Origin of the sequence: Micromonospora andamanensis (assembly GCF_016863495.1) — a bacterium.
In the GTDB taxonomy this organism is placed as follows: domain Bacteria; phylum Actinomycetota; class Actinomycetes; order Mycobacteriales; family Micromonosporaceae; genus Micromonospora; species Micromonospora andamanensis.
In genome coordinates this window covers 12910-29061 of record NZ_BOOZ01000012.1, presented here as the reverse complement: position 1 = coordinate 29061, position 16152 = coordinate 12910, and the positions used below count along the sequence as shown (strand labels likewise).

Genomic DNA, 16152 nt, shown 5'->3' with positions numbered 1-16152 from the left:
CGTGCCCGACCGGTTCGCCACGTTGCTGAGCTGTATCGACGGCCGCGTCCAGCGCCCCCTCGACGAGTGGGTGAGACGGCATCTCGACGTCGACTACCTCGACACCATCACCGAGCCCGGGCCGGAGGCGGTGCTGGCCACCACCGGCGAGGCCGGGCTGGACGCCCTGCTGGACAAGGTGCGGATCTCCCAGCGGGCCCACGGCAGCGCGACCCTTGTCGTCGCCGGGCACTCCGACTGCGCGGGCAACCCGGTGAGCGTGGCGGAGCATCATCGCCAACTGCGTACCGGTCTGTCCCGGTTGGCCGCCCGGCTGCCGGGCACCCGCATCCTCGCCGTACACGCCGGCACCTGCGGCCACCGGTGCTGGGCGCCCGAACTTGTCGCGGAGGTGACCCCGCCCACTACCGGATCGTGAAACTCTGCCCGTCAGATACCCCCAGGGGTATAGAGGAACCGAACCCAGCAAGGAGCTGACCGTGCTGTTCACCCAGTACTACCTGGACTGCCTGTCCCAGGCGTCGTACCTGATCGCCGACGACACCACAGGCCGGGCGATCCTGGTCGACCCGCGCCGCGACATCGACGAGTACCTCACCGACGCCCAGGCCCGTGGACTGACCATCGAGGGCGTCATCAACACCCACTTCCACGCCGACTTCCTCGCCGGCCACCTGGAGGTGGCCGCCGCGACCGGCGCCTGGATCGGCTACGGCCGACGCGCCGAGACCGAGTACCCGATCCGCAAGCTGACCGACGGCGACCGGATCAGCCTCGGCGGGGTGACCCTCCAGATCATGGAAACCCCCGGCCACACCCCGGAGTCGGTGAGCGTGCTGGTGTACGAGCACCCCGACGACACCGTCCCGTACGGGGTGTTGACAGGTGACGCGCTGTTCATCGGCGACGTGGGCCGGCCCGACCTGCTCGCCTCGTTCGGCGTGACCGCCGACGAGCTGGGCAGCATGCTCTACCACAGCGTGCACCGCAAGCTGATGGCCCTGCCGGATGCGGTACGGGTCTTCCCGGCCCACGGCGCGGGCTCGGCCTGCGGCAAGAACCTGTCGACCGAGCGGCAGTCCACCATCGGCGAGCAGCGCCGCACCAACTACGCCTGCGCGCCGATGAGCGAGGAACAGTTCGTCGCCCTGGTCACCGGCGGTCAGCCGGCGGCACCGGGATACTTCGCCTTCGACGCGGTGCTCAACCGTAAGGCCCGCGAGCTGTTCGACCACGCGCGCCCGGCCCGACCGCTCACGCCCGCCGAGTTCCTCGCCGCCCGGGCCGACGGCGCCGTCGTGGTCGACACCCGCGACCCGCACGAGTACGCCGCCGGACACCTTCGCGGTGCGATCAACATCCCCGCCGACGGCCGTTTCGCCGAGACCGCCGGCAGCGTCGTCGCGCCCGAGCGCACCATCCTCGTGGTCGCCCACCAGGGCCGCGAGGAGGAGGTCGTGACCCGCCTCGCCCGAATCGGCTTCGACCATGTCACCGGGTACCTGCCCGAGCCCGAGGACGCGTTCCGCGAGATGGTCGCCGAGCTGACCCCGGCCAGCCGGGTCACCGCCACCGAGCTGCGCGACGCCCTGGACCGGGCCGAGCCGCCGCGCGTGCTCGACGTGCGCAACGCCGGGGAACGCGAGAACGGCGCCATCGACGGCTCGCTGCACATTCCGCTCGCCGAACTGCCCCGGCGACTCGACGAGGTGCCCGACGACAAGCCCGTCGTCGTGCACTGCGCCGGCGGCTACCGCTCCTCCGTCGCCGCCAGCCTGTTGCGGGCCGCCGGCCGTACCGACGTCGCCGACCTGCTCGGCGGCTACGGCGCCTGGCAGGCGCTGCGGCACCCTACCGCAGCCTGAGCCCCCCGGTGCGGTGTGGCCGTTGCCACCGGCAGCGGCCGCACCCGCACCCCGGCCCGATCTCCGGCACCAGTCGTGGCGGTCGGCCCGGGAACGACGGCCAGGACCGGTTCAGCCGTGGAGCTTGAGGGCCCGGAGCAGGTCGTCGTTCTCCTCGGGGGTGCCGATCGACAGCCGGACGCCGCCGTCGATCACGTTGCTGCGGTCCCGCAATCTGATGCCCTGTGCGGCGAGGGCGGCGCACAGCCGCTGCGGATCATCGGTACGAAACAGCAGGAAGTTGGCGTCCGAGGGGAGCACCTCGATCACGGTGGGCAGCTGCGCCAGGGCGTGTCGCACCCGGTCCCGTTCGGCGACGATGCGGTCGATGTTGCGCCGCCCGTAGGCGAGGCCCGCGGGCGAGACCGCCGCGCCGATCGCACGGATCGCGGTGACGGTGAGGGGGTACGGCGGCATGATGCGACGCAGTACGCCTACCACCTCCGGGTGTGCCAGCGTGATTCCGCAGCGCTCACCGGCCAGGCTGTACTCCTTGGACAGCGAACGCACCACGACGAGATTGGGATGATCGGCGATGTCGCAGGCCAGCGACGGCCGACCCGAGTAGTCCAGGTAGAGCTCGTCCACCAGCACTATCGCCCGGCCGCGCAACCGCTCGGCGAGACGCAGCACGGCCGCCCGGTCCATCAGGTTGGCGGTCGGATTGTTCGGTGAACAGACGAAGACGAGTTTGATCCCCGGGTCGGCGTCGCAGGCGGCGAGCATCGCCTCGGTGTCGAGCTGGTAGGACCCGGCCAGCAGCGGCACCTCGGTCACCGAGGCGCCCTGGATGGCCGCGGCCGTCTCGTACATGACGAAGGTCGGCGGTGTGATCAGGATGCCGTCCCGGCCGGCCGCGCAGAACGCCCGGACCAGCAGGTCGATGGCCTCGTCCGCGCCGCGCGACAGGAAGAGCTGCGCCACCGGCAGCCCGTAGATCTCGGCGAACCGGCGCAGCAGCGACGGCGGTTGCGGTTCCGGATACCGGTTGAGGCCCTCCTGTTCGGGCCCGCCCGGGTACGGCGGATAGGGGTTCTCGTTCGCGTCGAGATGGATCCGGACGGCCTGCTCGGCCTCGACCCGCGCCGAACTGTACGGCCGCATCGCGTAGATCTCGGGCCTGACCAGCGAAACGATGTCGTCCACGAGCTGCGCGATCCTCTCCGGCCGGGCCGGGTCCGTCCCGGTAGGCGCAGGGTACCGCCCACCGGGACCGATCGCCGGTGCGTGGGCATCGACCTGGCCGGCGGCACGGTCGAACTGCCGACCAGACCATTGGCTCAGGTGGCGTTGGACCAGGCACGGCTCGACAACACGAGTCGGTAGCCGTCCGGATCCTGCACCGTCACACCCCACCGGTCCCAGTACGCGCTCTGCGTGATCTGCCGGCCGCCGGCCGCCTCCAGCCTGTTGATCATGGCCTCGTCGACAGGCGTGGCCAGGTACAGCACGAGCAGGTCCTCGGCGGTCGGCGACGGGAAGGCGTCAAGGTTCGATCCGCCGACCAGCTCGAGATGCCATGGGGCTTCCGGCCAGCCGAGCATGACCAGGTCATGCTCGTCCGGGGACGCGGCGGTCACCCGGTAGAGCACGTGCAACCCCAGCCCTTGTACGTAGAACCGTTCGGTGTCCGCCAGGTGCCTGCTGGGTCGGGCGAGGCGGATCGCCGCCGTCGGGTTGATCAACTGAGATCGCACCTTCCTTCCGGTCCCCCGACCACGATCCATGCTGAACCGCACTTCAGGTCAACCGGCACATCCGCTGCCGCTACGGACGGGACGCGCGGTGACATGCTTTCCCGCCTTCTGTCACGGTGAGGCGGACCTGCCGTGGGCAGCACGGTTTCTGCCCACGGCGGATCGCTTTGCGTCCGCCGACGACGGTCGGAGATGCTCGGGGTGTGCCCGAGCGAATGGACGTCCTGGTCGGAGATCTGCGCTTCGCACTGCGGGTCTGGCGGGCCGCCGACCAGCACAACACCCCGGTTGTGCTGCTACCCGCCACCGGCAGGACCGCAGGCGACTGGGATGTGATCGCCTCGGGCCTTCACGGTGAGCGCCCGGTGTACGCCGTCGACCTGCGGGGCCACGGTGACAGTGCCTGGCCCGGTCGCTACCGCATGGATCTGTTCTCGCAGGACGTCATCGGCATCCTGGACCGGCTGGACCTCGGGCCGGTGGATCTGGTCGGTCATTCCCTCGGTGGCCTGGTGGCCTGCCGGGTGGCCGCCGCAGGGCAGGGGCACGTCCGCAAACTCGTGCTCGAGGACATCGGGTTCCCGCACCCGCGACCGCCGGGACTTCCCGACCGTCCCGAGGGAGAGCTGCCGTTCGACTGGCACATGGTGGAGCAGATCAGGCCCCAGATCGACGATCCGGATCCAGGATGGGCCGACATCGTCGGCCGGATCACGGCAGCCACGCTGCTCATCGCCGGTGGAGCCGCGAGCCCGGTGCCCCAGCGGCACATCGTCGAACTCGCCGACCGTCTGGCCGACGTCCGGATGACGACGATCAACGCCGGGCACCTGGTTCACGAGACCATGCCAGCCGAGTACCTCAGAGCCCTCGTCGCGTTCCTCGGCGAATGAACGAGGCCCCGCCGGCACCACCGGCAGGGCCTCCTGCCCCCGCACCTCCCGCCACACCACGGCTGTGTAGCGGTGGGCGGGTCAGGGCACGATCACGACCCCGCCCCGCACGCCGCCTCGGGCCAGCCGCTCGTGGGCGGCTGCCGCGTCGGCGAACGGGTAGACCCCGGCGACCCGTAGCGGGATCTCCCCGCGTTCCACACGTTTCACCAACTCGCCCAGCCGGGTGCCGTCCGGCAGCACGTCCAGCGCGTACGTCCGGATTCCCCGTACCGGTTCCGGGCGCAGTGGCGGCGAGGCCGCCACGAAAGCGCCGCCATCGCGGACCAGGTCCAGCAGCGACGGGCCGATCACGGCCAGGTCGACAACCGCGTCGAAACTGCCGGTCGGCAGCCCGGGCGGACCGTCCGCGCGGGGCACGAACGTCGCGCCCTGCGACTCGACGAACTCGCGGTCGCCGTCGCCGGCCAGCCCGGTGACGCGCAGGCCGGCGACCCGGGCCAACGCCAGGGTGAACCCGCCGACCTGCCCGGCGGCGCCGGTGACGAGCACGGACGAGCCCGCGGGGAGCGAGAGCAGGTCGAGTGCCTGGGCGGCGGTGAGGCCGTTTGTCGGCAGGGTCGCGGCCTCAGGGGCGGGAACCCCGTCGGGTGCGGCGGTCAGCCACGCCGCATCGAGGACCACGTACTCCGCGTGCGCACCGACGGTGGTGCGCAGCCACGGTGAGAAACCGATGACCTGGTCGTCCACTGTGCAGCCGGTGACCGACGGACCGACCGCGTCGACGGTCCCCGCCACGTCCCACCCGGGGACGTACGGCAGCTCCACCGGCAGGGGCGCCGGAAACCTGCCGGCACGGATCATGAGATCGACGGGGTGCAGCACGGACGCGGCGACCCGTACCCGCACCTGCCCCGGTCCCGGCTGCGGCACCGGCAGATCCGTCACCACGTGCAGCACCTCCGGCCCCCCGAACTGTGCATAGCTGACTGCGCGCATCGCCGCGTCCTTCCACTCAGTGCCGTTGACGCCACCACGGTAGGTATCGTTAGGAACTGTCAGTAAGTAGGTACCTGTAAGTGCCTAGGGCACCGGCGAGGTGGTGGAAGATGGCGACGACGACCGCCGGACAGCGACGGGAACAGGCCAAACGCGACTACGACGCGTTCCTGGCCGTCTGCCCGACCCGGGAACTGCTGAGCACGCTCACCGACAAGTGGGCGGCGCTCGTCATCGCGGCACTGGCCGGCGGCCCGCAGCGGCACAGCGAACTCGCCCGCCGCATCGCCGGCGTCAGCCAGAAGATGCTCACCCAGACCCTGCGCACACTGGAACGCGACGGTCTGGTCACCCGCACCGTGACCGCCTCGGTGCCAGCCCGCGTCGACTACGCGCTCACCCCGATCGGTCATGACCTGCTCCCGCTGATGGTCGCGATCAAGACCTGGGCGGAGACGCACATGGATCGGGTCTTCCAGGCCCGTGCGCAGTTCGACGCACGCTCCTGACCTCGCGTCCGCCGGGGTCACCGCGGCCCGAGCAGCCCGCCGGGGTCACTGCGGCCCGAGCAGCCCGCCGGGGTCACCCGCTCGACGGCGGCCAGGAAGTGAGGTGTTCGGCTCCGATCACGGAGAGGAGCTGGAGTTTCTGGTGACTCTCGCTGCCGGGGACAGCGGTGTAGACCAGAAGCGAGTGCGACTGTTCGGGGTCGAGAAGCGTCTGACAGGTGAGTTCGAGAAGACCGAGCTCAGGGTGTATGAACCGTTTGACGTTCTGGTAGCCGACGCCGACCTCGTGTTCCTGCCAGGCGGCCCGGAACTCGTCGCTCTCGGCCGCCAGGAGCCGTTGGAGCTGGGCGGCCGACGAATCGGGACCACGCAGAGTCACCACTCTACGAAGCCCGGAGGCGAAGACACGCGAGTGCAACGCGTGGTCGTCGGGGTGGTACCGAGCCCGTTGGTCCGGGTCGGTAAACCACCGGTAGCCGATGCTGCGGGCCGGCCCGGTGTACCGCGTCAGGTCGCCGGTGAGCGCGACCCCGAGCGGTGTCTGCCGCAGGGTCTCGCCGAGTTCGGTGACGATCTCGGCGGGAGTGTCGGTGAGCCGGTCCAGGACGCGGAGCAGGCCGGGGCTGACGTGTTCGCTGCTCGCGCCTCTGGCGGGCGGGTTGTGCCCGGCGAGGCGGAACAGGTGGTCGCGTTCGTCGAGGGAGAGGTGCAGACCCTGCGCGAGCGAGGCGATCATCTGCGGGGACGGCTGAGGTCCGCGCTCCCGCTCCAGGCGGCTGTAGTAGTCGGTGGAGATGTGGCAGAGCGACGCGACTTCCTCGCGGCGCAGGCCGGAGGTCCGCCGCCGGTGCCCGCGCGGAAGACCGACGTCCTCGGGTTGGAGTGACTCCCGACGTCGACGCAGGAACTCGGCGAGGCCGGCCCGATCGATCATCGCTGCCTCCAGCCCTGGTCAACGGTCCTCCTCTCGTTCTATCACCGGCGGCCGGCCGCAGCCTCGGACCGTCGATCCCCCCTTACCCACTGGCCGGCCCGGCCAGCCTCGGATCGGCAGGCCGTGGATAACCGCGCGAAGCGGACGCAGCCTGGGGATGGCAGCCCGAGCGGGAGCGCCCGAGATACCAGGAGTCGACACATGGCACGCAGCACGCCGCACCTGACCGTTCCCGACCTCTCCGGAAAACTCGCAGTCGTCACCGGTGCCAGCGATGGCGTCGGACAGGTTCTGGCGGCCCGCCTCGCCGCCGCCGGCGCGGAGGTCGTCCTGCCGGTCCGCAACCGGCACAAGGGCGAAGCGACTCTCGCGCGGATCAGGCAGCAGCACCCCGGCGCCACCGTGTCCCTGCGGGACCTTGACCTGTCATCACTGACCTCGGTCGCCGCGCTCGGTGCCACGCTACGGGACGAGAACCGCCCGATACACATTCTGATCAACAACGCCGGGGTGATGACCCCGCCGAATCGACAGCTCACCGCTGACGGATTCGAGCTGCAGTTCGGCTGCAACCACCTCGGCCACTTCGCCCTGGTCTCCCAGCTGCTGCCGCTGTTGCGCGCTGGACACGCCAGGGTGACCTCGCAGATCAGCATCGCCGCCAACCAACACGCCATCAACTGGGACGACCTGAACTGCGAAAAGTCCTACGACCGCTTCCGCGCGTACAGCCAGTCCAAGATCGCATTCGGTCTGTTCGGGCTCGAACTGGACCGGCGCAGTCGGGCCGAGGGTTGGGGGATCACCAGCAACATCTCCCACCCCGGCATCGCCCCGACGGGCCTGCTCGCCGCACGTCCTGAGATAGGCCGTACGAAGGACACCGCCGGCGTACGCCTCATCCGCGCGCTTTCCCGACTCGGCGTCCTCGTCGGCACTGTCGAGACCGCGCTGCTGCCGGCCCTGTTCGCCGCCACCTCCCCGGACGCGCGTGGCGGCCGCTGCTACGGTCCGAGCGGTTTCCGGAACCTGTCCGGCGCACCCGCCGAACAGGCTCTCTACTCCCGGCTGCGCAGCGAGGACGAGGCCCGGCGCGTCTGGCAGGTCTCGGAGCAACTCACCGGCGCGTCCTTCCCGACTGAGCGTGTCGGACCACCGCACTAGTCTGCCGTCATGGCGAGCGCCGAGCTGGATGAGTTGATCGTGGCGGACGCCGACGCGCTGCGCGCCTGGTTGTCGGCCAACCACGCCTCGTCGCCAGGTGTCTGGCTGGCCCTGACCAGGAAGGGCGGCTCGGTCACCTCGCTGACCTGGCAGCAGGCGGTCGACGAGGCCCTGTGTTTCGGCTGGATCGACGGGCAGGCCCGCAAGCGGGACCACGAGACCTCCTGGATCCGGTTCACCCCTCGCCGACCCCGCAGCTCCTGGTCGCAACGGAACGTCGCCCACGTCGCCCGGCTGGAGGCGCAGGGGCGGATGCGGCCCGCTGGCCGCGCCGCTGTGGAAGCCGCGAAGGCGGACGGCCGGTGGGCTGCCGCCTACGCGCCGCCCTCGGAGGCCGAGGTGCCCGCCGACCTCCTCGCCGCCATCGCGGCCGACCCCGCCGCCCAGGCCATGTTCGACGTCCTCACCAGGACCAACCGGTTCGCGCTCATCCACCGCGTCAACGGCGTCAAACGGGCGCAGACCCGCGAGCGGAAGATCAGCGAGTTCGTCGCCATGCTGGCCCGTCACGAGACGATCTATCCGCAGAAGGCCCGGCCCCAGCCCTCGCCGTGATCGACACCCTGGTCGTCGTATTCGCCCGCTCTGACCAATAACCGCCATACCCGTAGCGCCGGGTCGAACGTGCTCAGAAAAATCTTGGCGTACCTGTCGATCGGGGTGGGTCCCTTTCGTAGCTCTGGTGAGAGCCCGGCACCGAGCCGGACGGCACGCCTCCTGGAGGGCACCATGAGCACCACGGCGACCACAAGCCACACCGCCACGCCGACGACCGGTGCGCTGATCGGCACCGGCCTGCTCGCCACGGCCGCCGCGAGCGCCGCCACGATGGCCGTCGCCACCGCCGGCAATATGGCGGGCGTCAGCCTCGACATCGCCGGTGCCCCGATCCCGGTCGCCGGGTTCGGTGTGTTGACCGCCGTCTTCTCGCTTGTCGGCGTGGCCATCGCCGCGCTGCTGTCCCGCTTCGCCAGGCGTCCACGGCGCACGTTCGTCCGCACCACCGTGGCGCTGACCGTGCTGTCGCTGCTGCCGGACGTGATCGTCGACGCCGGTCCGGCCACCAGGGCGCTGCTGATGCTCACCCACCTGGTCGCGGCCACGATCGTGATCCCCGCGGTCGCGCGCCGCCTGGCCGTCTGACCTGTCCCTCATCCACAGTCGAGACACCGGAGGACCCCAATGAAGCAGTACCTGCTGTCAGTGCATGTCGTCGAGGGCGCGCCTGAACCGTCCGACGACGAGATCCAGACCATGTTCAGGGAGACCGGTCGGATCAACGACGAGATGCAGGCCGCCGGCGCCTGGGTCTTCGGTGGCGGCCTCGTGTCGCCGGACAGCGCCACAGTCGTCCGGATCGAGAACGGCAGCACGACCATGAGCGACGGCCCGTTCGCCGAGACGAAGGAACACATCGCCGGCTTCTGGGTCATCAAGTGCGCCGACCTGGACGAGGCGCTGGCCTGGGCCGAGAAGTGCGCGGCCACCTGCGGGCCGGTCGAGGTACGCCCCTTCGACGACCTGTCCCAGGCCTGAACCGGCCGGTCACCGACATGGACCTGGCGAGCATCTACCGCGCGGAGTACGGCCGCTGCGTCGCCACCCTGACCCGCCTCCTCGGCGACATCAACCTGGCCGAGGAGGCGGTCCAGGACGCCTTCACCACAGCGTTGCAGAAATGGCAGACCGCACCGCCGAACCCGGGCGCCTGGATCGTGACCACCGCGCGCAACCGGGCCGTCGACCGGCTCCGTCGGGAGACGACCCGCGAGGCCCGGCACGCCGAGGCCCTGCTGCTGCACCAACCGGACGAACCCCAGGAGGTGGGACCGGTGAAAGACGACCAGCTACGCCTCATCTTCACCTGCTGCCACCCGGCGCTCGCCCCCGACGCGCGCACCGCTCTCACCCTCCGCCTCCTCGGTGGCCTCGACGTACCGGAGATCGCCCGGGCCTACCTGACCCAGGAGGCGACAGTCGCCCAGCGGATCGTGCGCGCCAAGAAGAAGATCCGCGACGCCGGCATCCCGTACCGGGTACCCGCCGAACACGAGCTGCCGGATCGACTGCCGCCCGTGCTCACCGTGCTCTACCTGATGTTCAACGAGGGCTACTCCGCCACCACCGGGCCGCTGATCAGGACGGACCTGTGCGCCGAGGCGATCCGGCTCGCCCGCGAACTCGCCGCGTTGATGCCCGACGAACCCGAGGTCCTCGGCCTGCTCGCCCTGCTGCTGCTGACCGAGGCACGCCGCCCCGCCCGGCTCGGCCCGACCGGCGACCTGGTCCCGCTGGCCGACCAGGACCGGTCACTGTGGGACCGCGCCCTCATCGCCGAGGGTCACGACCTGGTCCGTCGTTGCCTGCGGCGCAACCGGCCCGGGCCGTACCAGATCCAGGCCGCGATCAGCGCGGTGCACACCGACGGCGCCGCCACCGACTGGCGACAGGTCCTGGCACTGTACGACCAGTTGCTTGCGCTGGCGCCCACCCCGGTCGTCGCGCTCAACCGCGCGGTCGCGGTGGCCGAGGTGCACGGACCGGCGGTGGCCCTCGCCGCGCTTGAGGACATCGACCTACCCGGCTACCACCGGCTGCCCGCCACCCGCGCCGAACTGCTGGCCCGGCTCGGCCACCACGCGGCGGCCCGGGCCGCCTACGACGAGGCCGCGGCGCTGGCCACCAACGAGACCGAACGCGCCCACCTACAGCGGCGTCGCACCGAACTCACCGATCCGAGGAGAACATCATGACCGTCACCTACACCTTCGACGTCTTCGCCAGCCTCGACGGCTTCGGCACCACAAGTGGCGACTGGGGCGGCTACTGGGGCAAGCAGGGGCCCGAACTGCTCGCGCACCGTCTCGCCGCGTACCGCGCGGAGCAGCGCATGGTCTTCGGCGCCGACACGTACCGGGTGTTCGCGCGGCTGCTGGCCGAGAGCACCGAGGAGTCCGAGGTACGGGACGCCTGGGTCACCCGGATGCGGAACCTCCCGGCGACAGTGGTGTCGAACACCCTCGACACTCCCCTCGACTGGCCGGACGCGACTGTCGCCCGCGGCGACGCCGTCGACGTCGTCGCCCGGCTGAAGGAGGAGTCCGACGTGCCCCTGCGGTCACACGGCAGCCTGTCGATGAACCGGGCGCTGATGGCCGCAGGTCTGGTCGACCGCGTCCAGGTGACGATCTTTCCGGTGATCACCGGTCAGACCGGCACGGAACCGATCTTCCAGGGGGCCGCCGACTTCGACCTGGAGCTGATCGAGAGCCGGACCCTCGACGGCCGCACCCAGGAACTCACCTACCGACCCACCCGGCACGTCTGACTCGACCCGACGCGCCCGGAGCGGACCGCGCGGCAATCTGTCAAGGCTCTGTCAGGTATCGGTGCGGCACGAGAACTTCCTGCTCGAATCTAGGGATCGCTGGATCCGCCGGGGGAAGGGTTCACGTGCACCGCAGGGCAGATGTGGATGTCATCTCCGAGGAGAACAACGAGCAGATCAGAAGGCTCGATCCGCTGAGGTTGGACGACGATCTTCGCGCGTTGCCGGCGTTGAACATGGCCGCCGATGTCGCCGCGCTGGTGCGGGCGCTCGGCGGTGCCCTGCCCTCCGAGGCGAGCATCGCGGCTTTCACCACCACCGAGTGTCTTGCCGCCATGCGGGACCTGGGCATGTATCTCGGCAGTCTGCAGCGGCACGGAGTGTCCGCATTCGAGGCCGTGCCCGGCGCGGCCAGGTCTTTCCAGCTGCTGGGGCGGCGTACCCGGATGATCCCGCGCGACACGGTCTACCACTACACGTCCTGGAATCCGATCGGTGAGCGTGAACGGCTCTACACGGGCCATCCGATGGAACGCAACCTGATCAACGCGGTACGCACCTGCGTGCCGCACCTCGCCCGCGCCGTCGACATCGGGCGTTCGCTCCTCGACGAGGATCCGGCCGCGCCGACCCACGCGGACCGGCTGGCGTCGCTCACCTCGCACATCGCGGTCGCGGACACGGTGATGAGCGGTGTCCGGGTGACAGTGGCGCCGGAGTTCTTCGCGCGTGTGCTCAGGCCGTTCTACGAGGACGTACGTGTCGGGGGCCGGGCGTACATGGGCCCGGCGGCGGCGCACATTCCGATTTTCCTGATCGACCTGCTCCTGTGGGCCTCCGATCGCGGCAGCCCGGATTACCTCCAGTTCTGCGCCGAGGTGGCGTCGCAGACCCTCCCACAGTGGCAGCAGCGGTACGCGGAGTGGGCGGGGACGCCGTCCGTCACGTCCCGGGTCGTGGCGGCCCTCGAAGGTCCCGGCACGTCCTCGGCCGACGAGCACGTGGAGTCCAGTGCGAGAAGCCTGCGGCACGCCCTCCAGACGCTCACCGCGTTTCGCGGCAAGCATCTGGTCATGGCACGGCGCGCCTACCAGGAGGAACTCCGGCTTTACGAACTGGGCAGCGGTGGAGGAAGCGTGGGGCTCCTTGAGGAGATCCTCGCCCTCACCAGAAAGAACAGCGCCATGCTCAATGCCACCGCTGGGCAGCGGGTGCAGCTGCCGTGACGTACGAGGGTGAGTTGTCGACAGTGGACATCATGATTGTCGGAGCCGGGGTCGCCGGACTGGCCACCGCGGTGAGTCTGCACGCGGCCGGATTCAACCGGGTCACGGTCTTCGAGGCCGAACCACAGCTGCGCCCGCACGGCCTCGGCCTGAACATCCTGCCCAACGCCGTCCGGGAACTCGCTGAACTCGGACTGCTCGACGAGCTGCAGCAGCACGCTGTCCGTACCCGGGAACTGGCGATGTACAACCCTCGCGGTGATCTCGTCTGGCGCGAGGACCGTGGCACTCTGGCGGGCTACCGATGGCCGCAACTCTCCATCTCCCGCGCACGACTCGTGACGGTCCTCGCTGACGAGGTCCGGCGACGCCTGGGTGACAGCGCCGTCGTCACCGACGCTCGGCTCGTCGGACTGCACTCCGAGCCGGGTCGGGCGTACGCGACCGTCATGGACCGGGACGGCTCGACCCGGGTCGTCGAGACGGAGCTGCTCATCGGCGCGGACGGGGTCCATTCGGCCGTCCGGGCGGCGTTCTACCCGGCGGAGGGGCCACCGCCGTCGAACGGTGTGACGATGTTCCGAGGGACCGCCTGGGGGCCGGAGTTCCTGACCGGAAGCACAATGGCGGTGCTCGGCGACGACCGGCGGCGACTCGTCCTGTACCCGATCGACAGGGACGACACCCCGGGCAGGTGCTTGATCAACTGGGTCGCCGCCTGGCCGGACAGCGAGGCCGATGCGCTCCAGCGCGATGCGGCGGGCGTCGCCGAGCGGCGCGCGGCCGTCTTGCGCCAGTTCGGAAGCTGGGCGCCACCCGGCGTGGACCTGCCGCGCCTGCTCGGTGACACCGCGGACGTACAACAGTATTCGATGATCGACCGTGACCCCGTGCCACAGTGGAGTTTCAACAACGTGACACTCGTCGGCGACGCCGCCCATGCGATGTATCCGGCCGGGTCCAACGGGGCCACCCAGGCCATCGTCGATGCCCGCGTGTTGTCCTGGCACCTGGCCACCCACACGGAGGTGGGCAGCGGATTGCGGGCCTACGAAGACGAGCGCCGCCCGCAGATGACGGAACTGCAGCACGCGAACCGCTCCATGGGACCCGAGAAGGTGATCACCCTGGCTCACCAACGGGCGCCCCACGGATTCGACGACGTCAGCGAGGTCTTCAGCGAGGACGAACTCACCGAGATCTCGCGCGGCTACGCCCGGACCGGGCAGTTCGATCAGGACTGGGTCAACTCACGACCGTCACTCACCGTCGATCGACGTCAGCGCGACCCACGGGACGACAGCTCCGGGGCGGGCGGGGCGACGGACACCGAGGCCGTGAAGGAGACCAGCTTCATCACCGCCGTCATCAGAGCCATGGAGCACGATCGTGCCGACGCCTACCTGGTGGACCGGTACGCGGCGTTGTTGAGCACGCCCAGGTCCCGGAGGATGGCGGACGCGGCGCTTGCCGTCGGCGGCACCATCGGATCGGTGATCGTTCGCGCCCGCTTCGGTGACATCGCACTGTTTGAGGCTGCTGCGGATGGCATCGCCCAGGTGGTCTGCCTGGGCGCAGGTAGCGACACGCGCGCCTGGCGCCTGGCGCTTCCCGCCCGTACCCGGTTCTTCGAGATCGACCTGCCGGGCCAGTTGGAGGCCAAGGAGCGACTGCTGGAACCGGTCCGGGACCAGCTGGCCTGCCGACGCGTCTCACTCGGCGAGGACCTACGCCGCGAGACGTGGCCTCAGCGGTTGCTGGCAGCCGGCTACGAACCGGACAGCCCCACGGTCTGGATCATCGAAGGGTTGCTGCCATACCTGCAGATCGAGGACTTCACCCGGCTGATCGGGACGGTCAGGAAGATGTCGACACGTGGTTCTGTCCTGCTCGTCGACGCACCGCACACCGACTTCTACACGGATCCGGTCAACGAGACGTTCCTGACTTTCATGAAGTCACGGGGGTCCGCGTTCCAACTGGGCTTCGACGACCTGGGCGACTTCCTGCGCCACCAGGGCTGGACGGCAGAGGCTTACACGTTGCGGCAGTTGCACGCCGGCGAGTGCCCGTGGCTGCCCTCGCCACCCGAACGACTCTGCCCGCCCCACGACCATCACTGGGTGGCGCGGGCACACGTGAGTTGAGCGTGCACCGGCCACTCCGCAACGGCCCGCCAGCGCAGCCACGGCCACCGTGCTCAGTGCTGGATGAGGCCGCCGGCCGGCACCGGAGGGACGTGGCCGGTGGCCGGACGCGTCCGCGCCAGCGCCAGACCGACATCGACGAGGGCGGACCGGCGCAGCTGCGCCACCGCCGGTATCGGAGTCCAGACCGACTCGACAACGTCTCCGTCCGGCTCCGGCCGGAGCGCACCTCCGGTGATGCGGACCTGGTAGAAGATGCCGATGTTCTGGTGCTCCCGGCCCGACCACGCCTCAGCGGCGGGAATCACCCGGGAGTCCACGCCCAGCAGACGCTCGACCACCGCGTCGTAGCCGGTCTCCTCCGCGACCTCCCTGATCACCGCGTCGAACGGATCCTCCGCGTGCTCCACCCCGCCGCCCGGAAGGCTCCACGTCGTCCCGCCGCGCGGCGATTCGTGGCGGGCGAGCAGCACCCGGCCATCCGTGACGCACAGGGCGTACGCGGCCAGCCGGAAGCTCACCCGGCACCTACCGACCGCCCCGGGAATCGGCTCACCGAGCCGCCCATTCGTGTGCACACATTGGCACGAATTCTCAACCGCCTGACGTGCGATGGCAACCGCCTGCAACACCCGGCCGCCCATCATGGAGCGCATTCGGGCAACGGACCGGTTGACGCCACCAGCCCTGCCGCCAGGCTCCAGCCCCGAACTCCTGCCGATAGGTCGTCGTGAGGGATGCCTCAAAACCGGCAACTGTCCGCTAGGGAGATCATCGACGATGGTGGGGCGCAGGTGATCTCACCGGCCCGCCGGGAGTGGATCTTACCATTCACCGGGTTGCAGCCCGCCCAGTTCTGCCGGCTGGTCCAGCTGGTCGAGCAACGTGGCGGAGACGCGGTCGCTGACGGTCGACCCGGCCGGCAGTGGTCGCTGCACCTCGCCGACCGGGTGCTGCTGGTCGCCGCGTACTGGCGCACGAACCTCACCATCAGACAGATCGGCCCGCTGTTCGGGGTGTCACACTCCGCCGCGCACCGGATCATCGACGCCCTCGGCCCGTGCCTGGCGCTGGCCCCGCTACCGCGGCGTCGGGTCGACACCTTCACGATCGTCGACGGCACCCTCGTCCCCACCGGCAACCGCCGCCGCACGGCACCGGATGAACACCGCCACTGCTCGACGAACCTGCAGGTCGCCATCGACGCCCACACCCGCCTCGTGGTGGCCCTGGCCGACCCGCGGACCGGCGACCGCGACAACGCCCCCAGCAGCACCGTCATCCTCCCCGG

17 protein-coding genes and 1 pseudogene are annotated in these 16152 nt (G+C 70.2%); 13 read left to right on the top strand and 5 right to left on the bottom strand.

The window, feature by feature from the left end:
* Position 1: 1 nt before the first annotated feature.
* Both Van01_RS12700 and Van01_RS12695 read left to right on the top strand, forming a co-directional pair.
* On the top strand, positions 2–418 hold the full coding sequence (locus Van01_RS12700) for a carbonic anhydrase (RefSeq protein ID WP_204006274.1): 417 nt from the start codon (positions 2–4) through the stop codon (positions 416–418).
* 61 nt (positions 419–479) lie between these two features.
* The gene (locus tag Van01_RS12695; RefSeq protein ID WP_204006272.1) at positions 480–1865 is read left to right on the top strand and encodes a rhodanese-like domain-containing protein; all 1386 of its coding nucleotides are present in this window, start codon (positions 480–482) and stop codon (positions 1863–1865) included.
* Between the two features lie 111 nt (positions 1866–1976).
* Here the strand turns inward: Van01_RS12695 and hisC are convergent, their stop codons facing one another.
* Positions 1977–3050 carry a histidinol-phosphate transaminase gene (hisC, locus tag Van01_RS12690; protein ID WP_204006270.1) on the bottom strand — a complete coding sequence of 358 codons (1074 nt, stop codon included), beginning with the start codon at positions 3048–3050 and terminating at the stop codon, positions 1977–1979.
* Between the two features lie 134 nt (positions 3051–3184).
* Positions 3185–3589 carry a VOC family protein gene (locus Van01_RS12685; RefSeq protein WP_204006268.1) on the bottom strand — a complete coding sequence of 135 codons (405 nt, stop codon included), beginning with the start codon at positions 3587–3589 and terminating at the stop codon, positions 3185–3187.
* Positions 3590–3804: 215 nt separating this feature from the next.
* Between Van01_RS12685 and Van01_RS12680 the strand changes: the two genes are divergently transcribed.
* Positions 3805–4494 carry an alpha/beta fold hydrolase gene (locus Van01_RS12680; protein ID WP_204006266.1) on the top strand — a complete coding sequence of 230 codons (690 nt, stop codon included), beginning with the start codon at positions 3805–3807 and terminating at the stop codon, positions 4492–4494.
* An 81-nt stretch (positions 4495–4575) separates the two neighbouring features.
* Here the strand turns inward: Van01_RS12680 and Van01_RS12675 are convergent, their stop codons facing one another.
* The gene (locus tag Van01_RS12675; protein WP_204006264.1) at positions 4576–5493 is read right to left on the bottom strand and encodes an NADP-dependent oxidoreductase; all 918 of its coding nucleotides are present in this window, start codon (positions 5491–5493) and stop codon (positions 4576–4578) included.
* Between the two features lie 110 nt (positions 5494–5603).
* Here Van01_RS12675 and Van01_RS12670 point away from each other — a divergent pair, with 110 nt between their 5' ends.
* On the top strand, positions 5604–6002 hold the full coding sequence (locus Van01_RS12670; RefSeq protein ID WP_204006256.1) for a winged helix-turn-helix transcriptional regulator: 399 nt from the start codon (positions 5604–5606) through the stop codon (positions 6000–6002).
* A 73-nt stretch (positions 6003–6075) separates the two neighbouring features.
* On the opposite strand, the gene Van01_RS12665 is transcribed toward Van01_RS12670, so the two are convergent.
* Positions 6076–6936, bottom strand: a complete 861-nt coding sequence (locus tag Van01_RS12665) for a helix-turn-helix transcriptional regulator (RefSeq protein ID WP_204006254.1) — start codon at positions 6934–6936, stop codon at positions 6076–6078.
* A gap of 201 nt (positions 6937–7137) precedes the next feature.
* Between Van01_RS12665 and Van01_RS12660 the strand changes: the two genes are divergently transcribed.
* The 8 genes from Van01_RS12660 (at position 7138) to Van01_RS12625 (ending at position 14861) form a co-directional block, all read left to right on the top strand.
* Complete coding sequence (locus Van01_RS12660) at positions 7138–8100, top strand: SDR family oxidoreductase (RefSeq protein WP_204006251.1); 963 nt, start codon at positions 7138–7140, stop codon at positions 8098–8100.
* A 9-nt stretch (positions 8101–8109) separates the two neighbouring features.
* Entirely contained in the window at positions 8110–8715 is a 606-nt protein-coding gene (locus tag Van01_RS12655; RefSeq protein ID WP_204006249.1) for a YdeI/OmpD-associated family protein, read from the top strand.
* 174 nt (positions 8716–8889) lie between these two features.
* Positions 8890–9303: a DUF6069 family protein gene (locus Van01_RS12650; protein ID WP_204006247.1), complete on the top strand. Its 414-nt coding sequence runs from the start codon at positions 8890–8892 to the stop codon at positions 9301–9303.
* 39 nt (positions 9304–9342) lie between these two features.
* Positions 9343–9696 (top strand): YciI family protein, encoded by a 354-nt coding sequence (locus Van01_RS12645; protein WP_204006245.1) that lies wholly within the window; start codon positions 9343–9345, stop codon positions 9694–9696.
* 17 nt (positions 9697–9713) lie between these two features.
* A complete protein-coding gene (locus Van01_RS12640; RefSeq protein WP_204006243.1) occupies positions 9714–10913 on the top strand; it encodes an RNA polymerase sigma factor in 1200 nt (399 codons plus the stop codon).
* On the top strand, positions 10910–11488 hold the full coding sequence (locus Van01_RS12635) for a dihydrofolate reductase family protein (RefSeq protein WP_204006241.1): 579 nt from the start codon (positions 10910–10912) through the stop codon (positions 11486–11488). Before Van01_RS12640 ends, Van01_RS12635 begins: the two co-directional genes overlap by 4 nt.
* A 125-nt stretch (positions 11489–11613) precedes the next feature.
* Complete coding sequence (locus Van01_RS12630) at positions 11614–12714, top strand: monodechloroaminopyrrolnitrin synthase PrnB family protein (RefSeq protein ID WP_204006239.1); 1101 nt, start codon at positions 11614–11616, stop codon at positions 12712–12714.
* The gene (locus Van01_RS12625) at positions 12711–14861 is read left to right on the top strand and encodes an SAM-dependent methyltransferase (RefSeq protein ID WP_204006237.1); all 2151 of its coding nucleotides are present in this window, start codon (positions 12711–12713) and stop codon (positions 14859–14861) included. The genes Van01_RS12630 and Van01_RS12625 overlap by 4 nt, the downstream gene beginning before the upstream one ends.
* A gap of 53 nt (positions 14862–14914) precedes the next feature.
* Here the strand turns inward: Van01_RS12625 and Van01_RS12620 are convergent, their stop codons facing one another.
* Positions 14915–15382 (bottom strand): NUDIX hydrolase, encoded by a 468-nt coding sequence (locus Van01_RS12620; RefSeq protein WP_204006235.1) that lies wholly within the window; start codon positions 15380–15382, stop codon positions 14915–14917.
* A gap of 216 nt (positions 15383–15598) precedes the next feature.
* Here Van01_RS12620 and Van01_RS12615 point away from each other — a divergent pair.
* Positions 15599–16123: pseudogene (locus Van01_RS12615) on the top strand (transposase family protein); the annotation flags it as partial.
* Between the last annotated feature and the right edge of the window lie 29 nt (positions 16124–16152).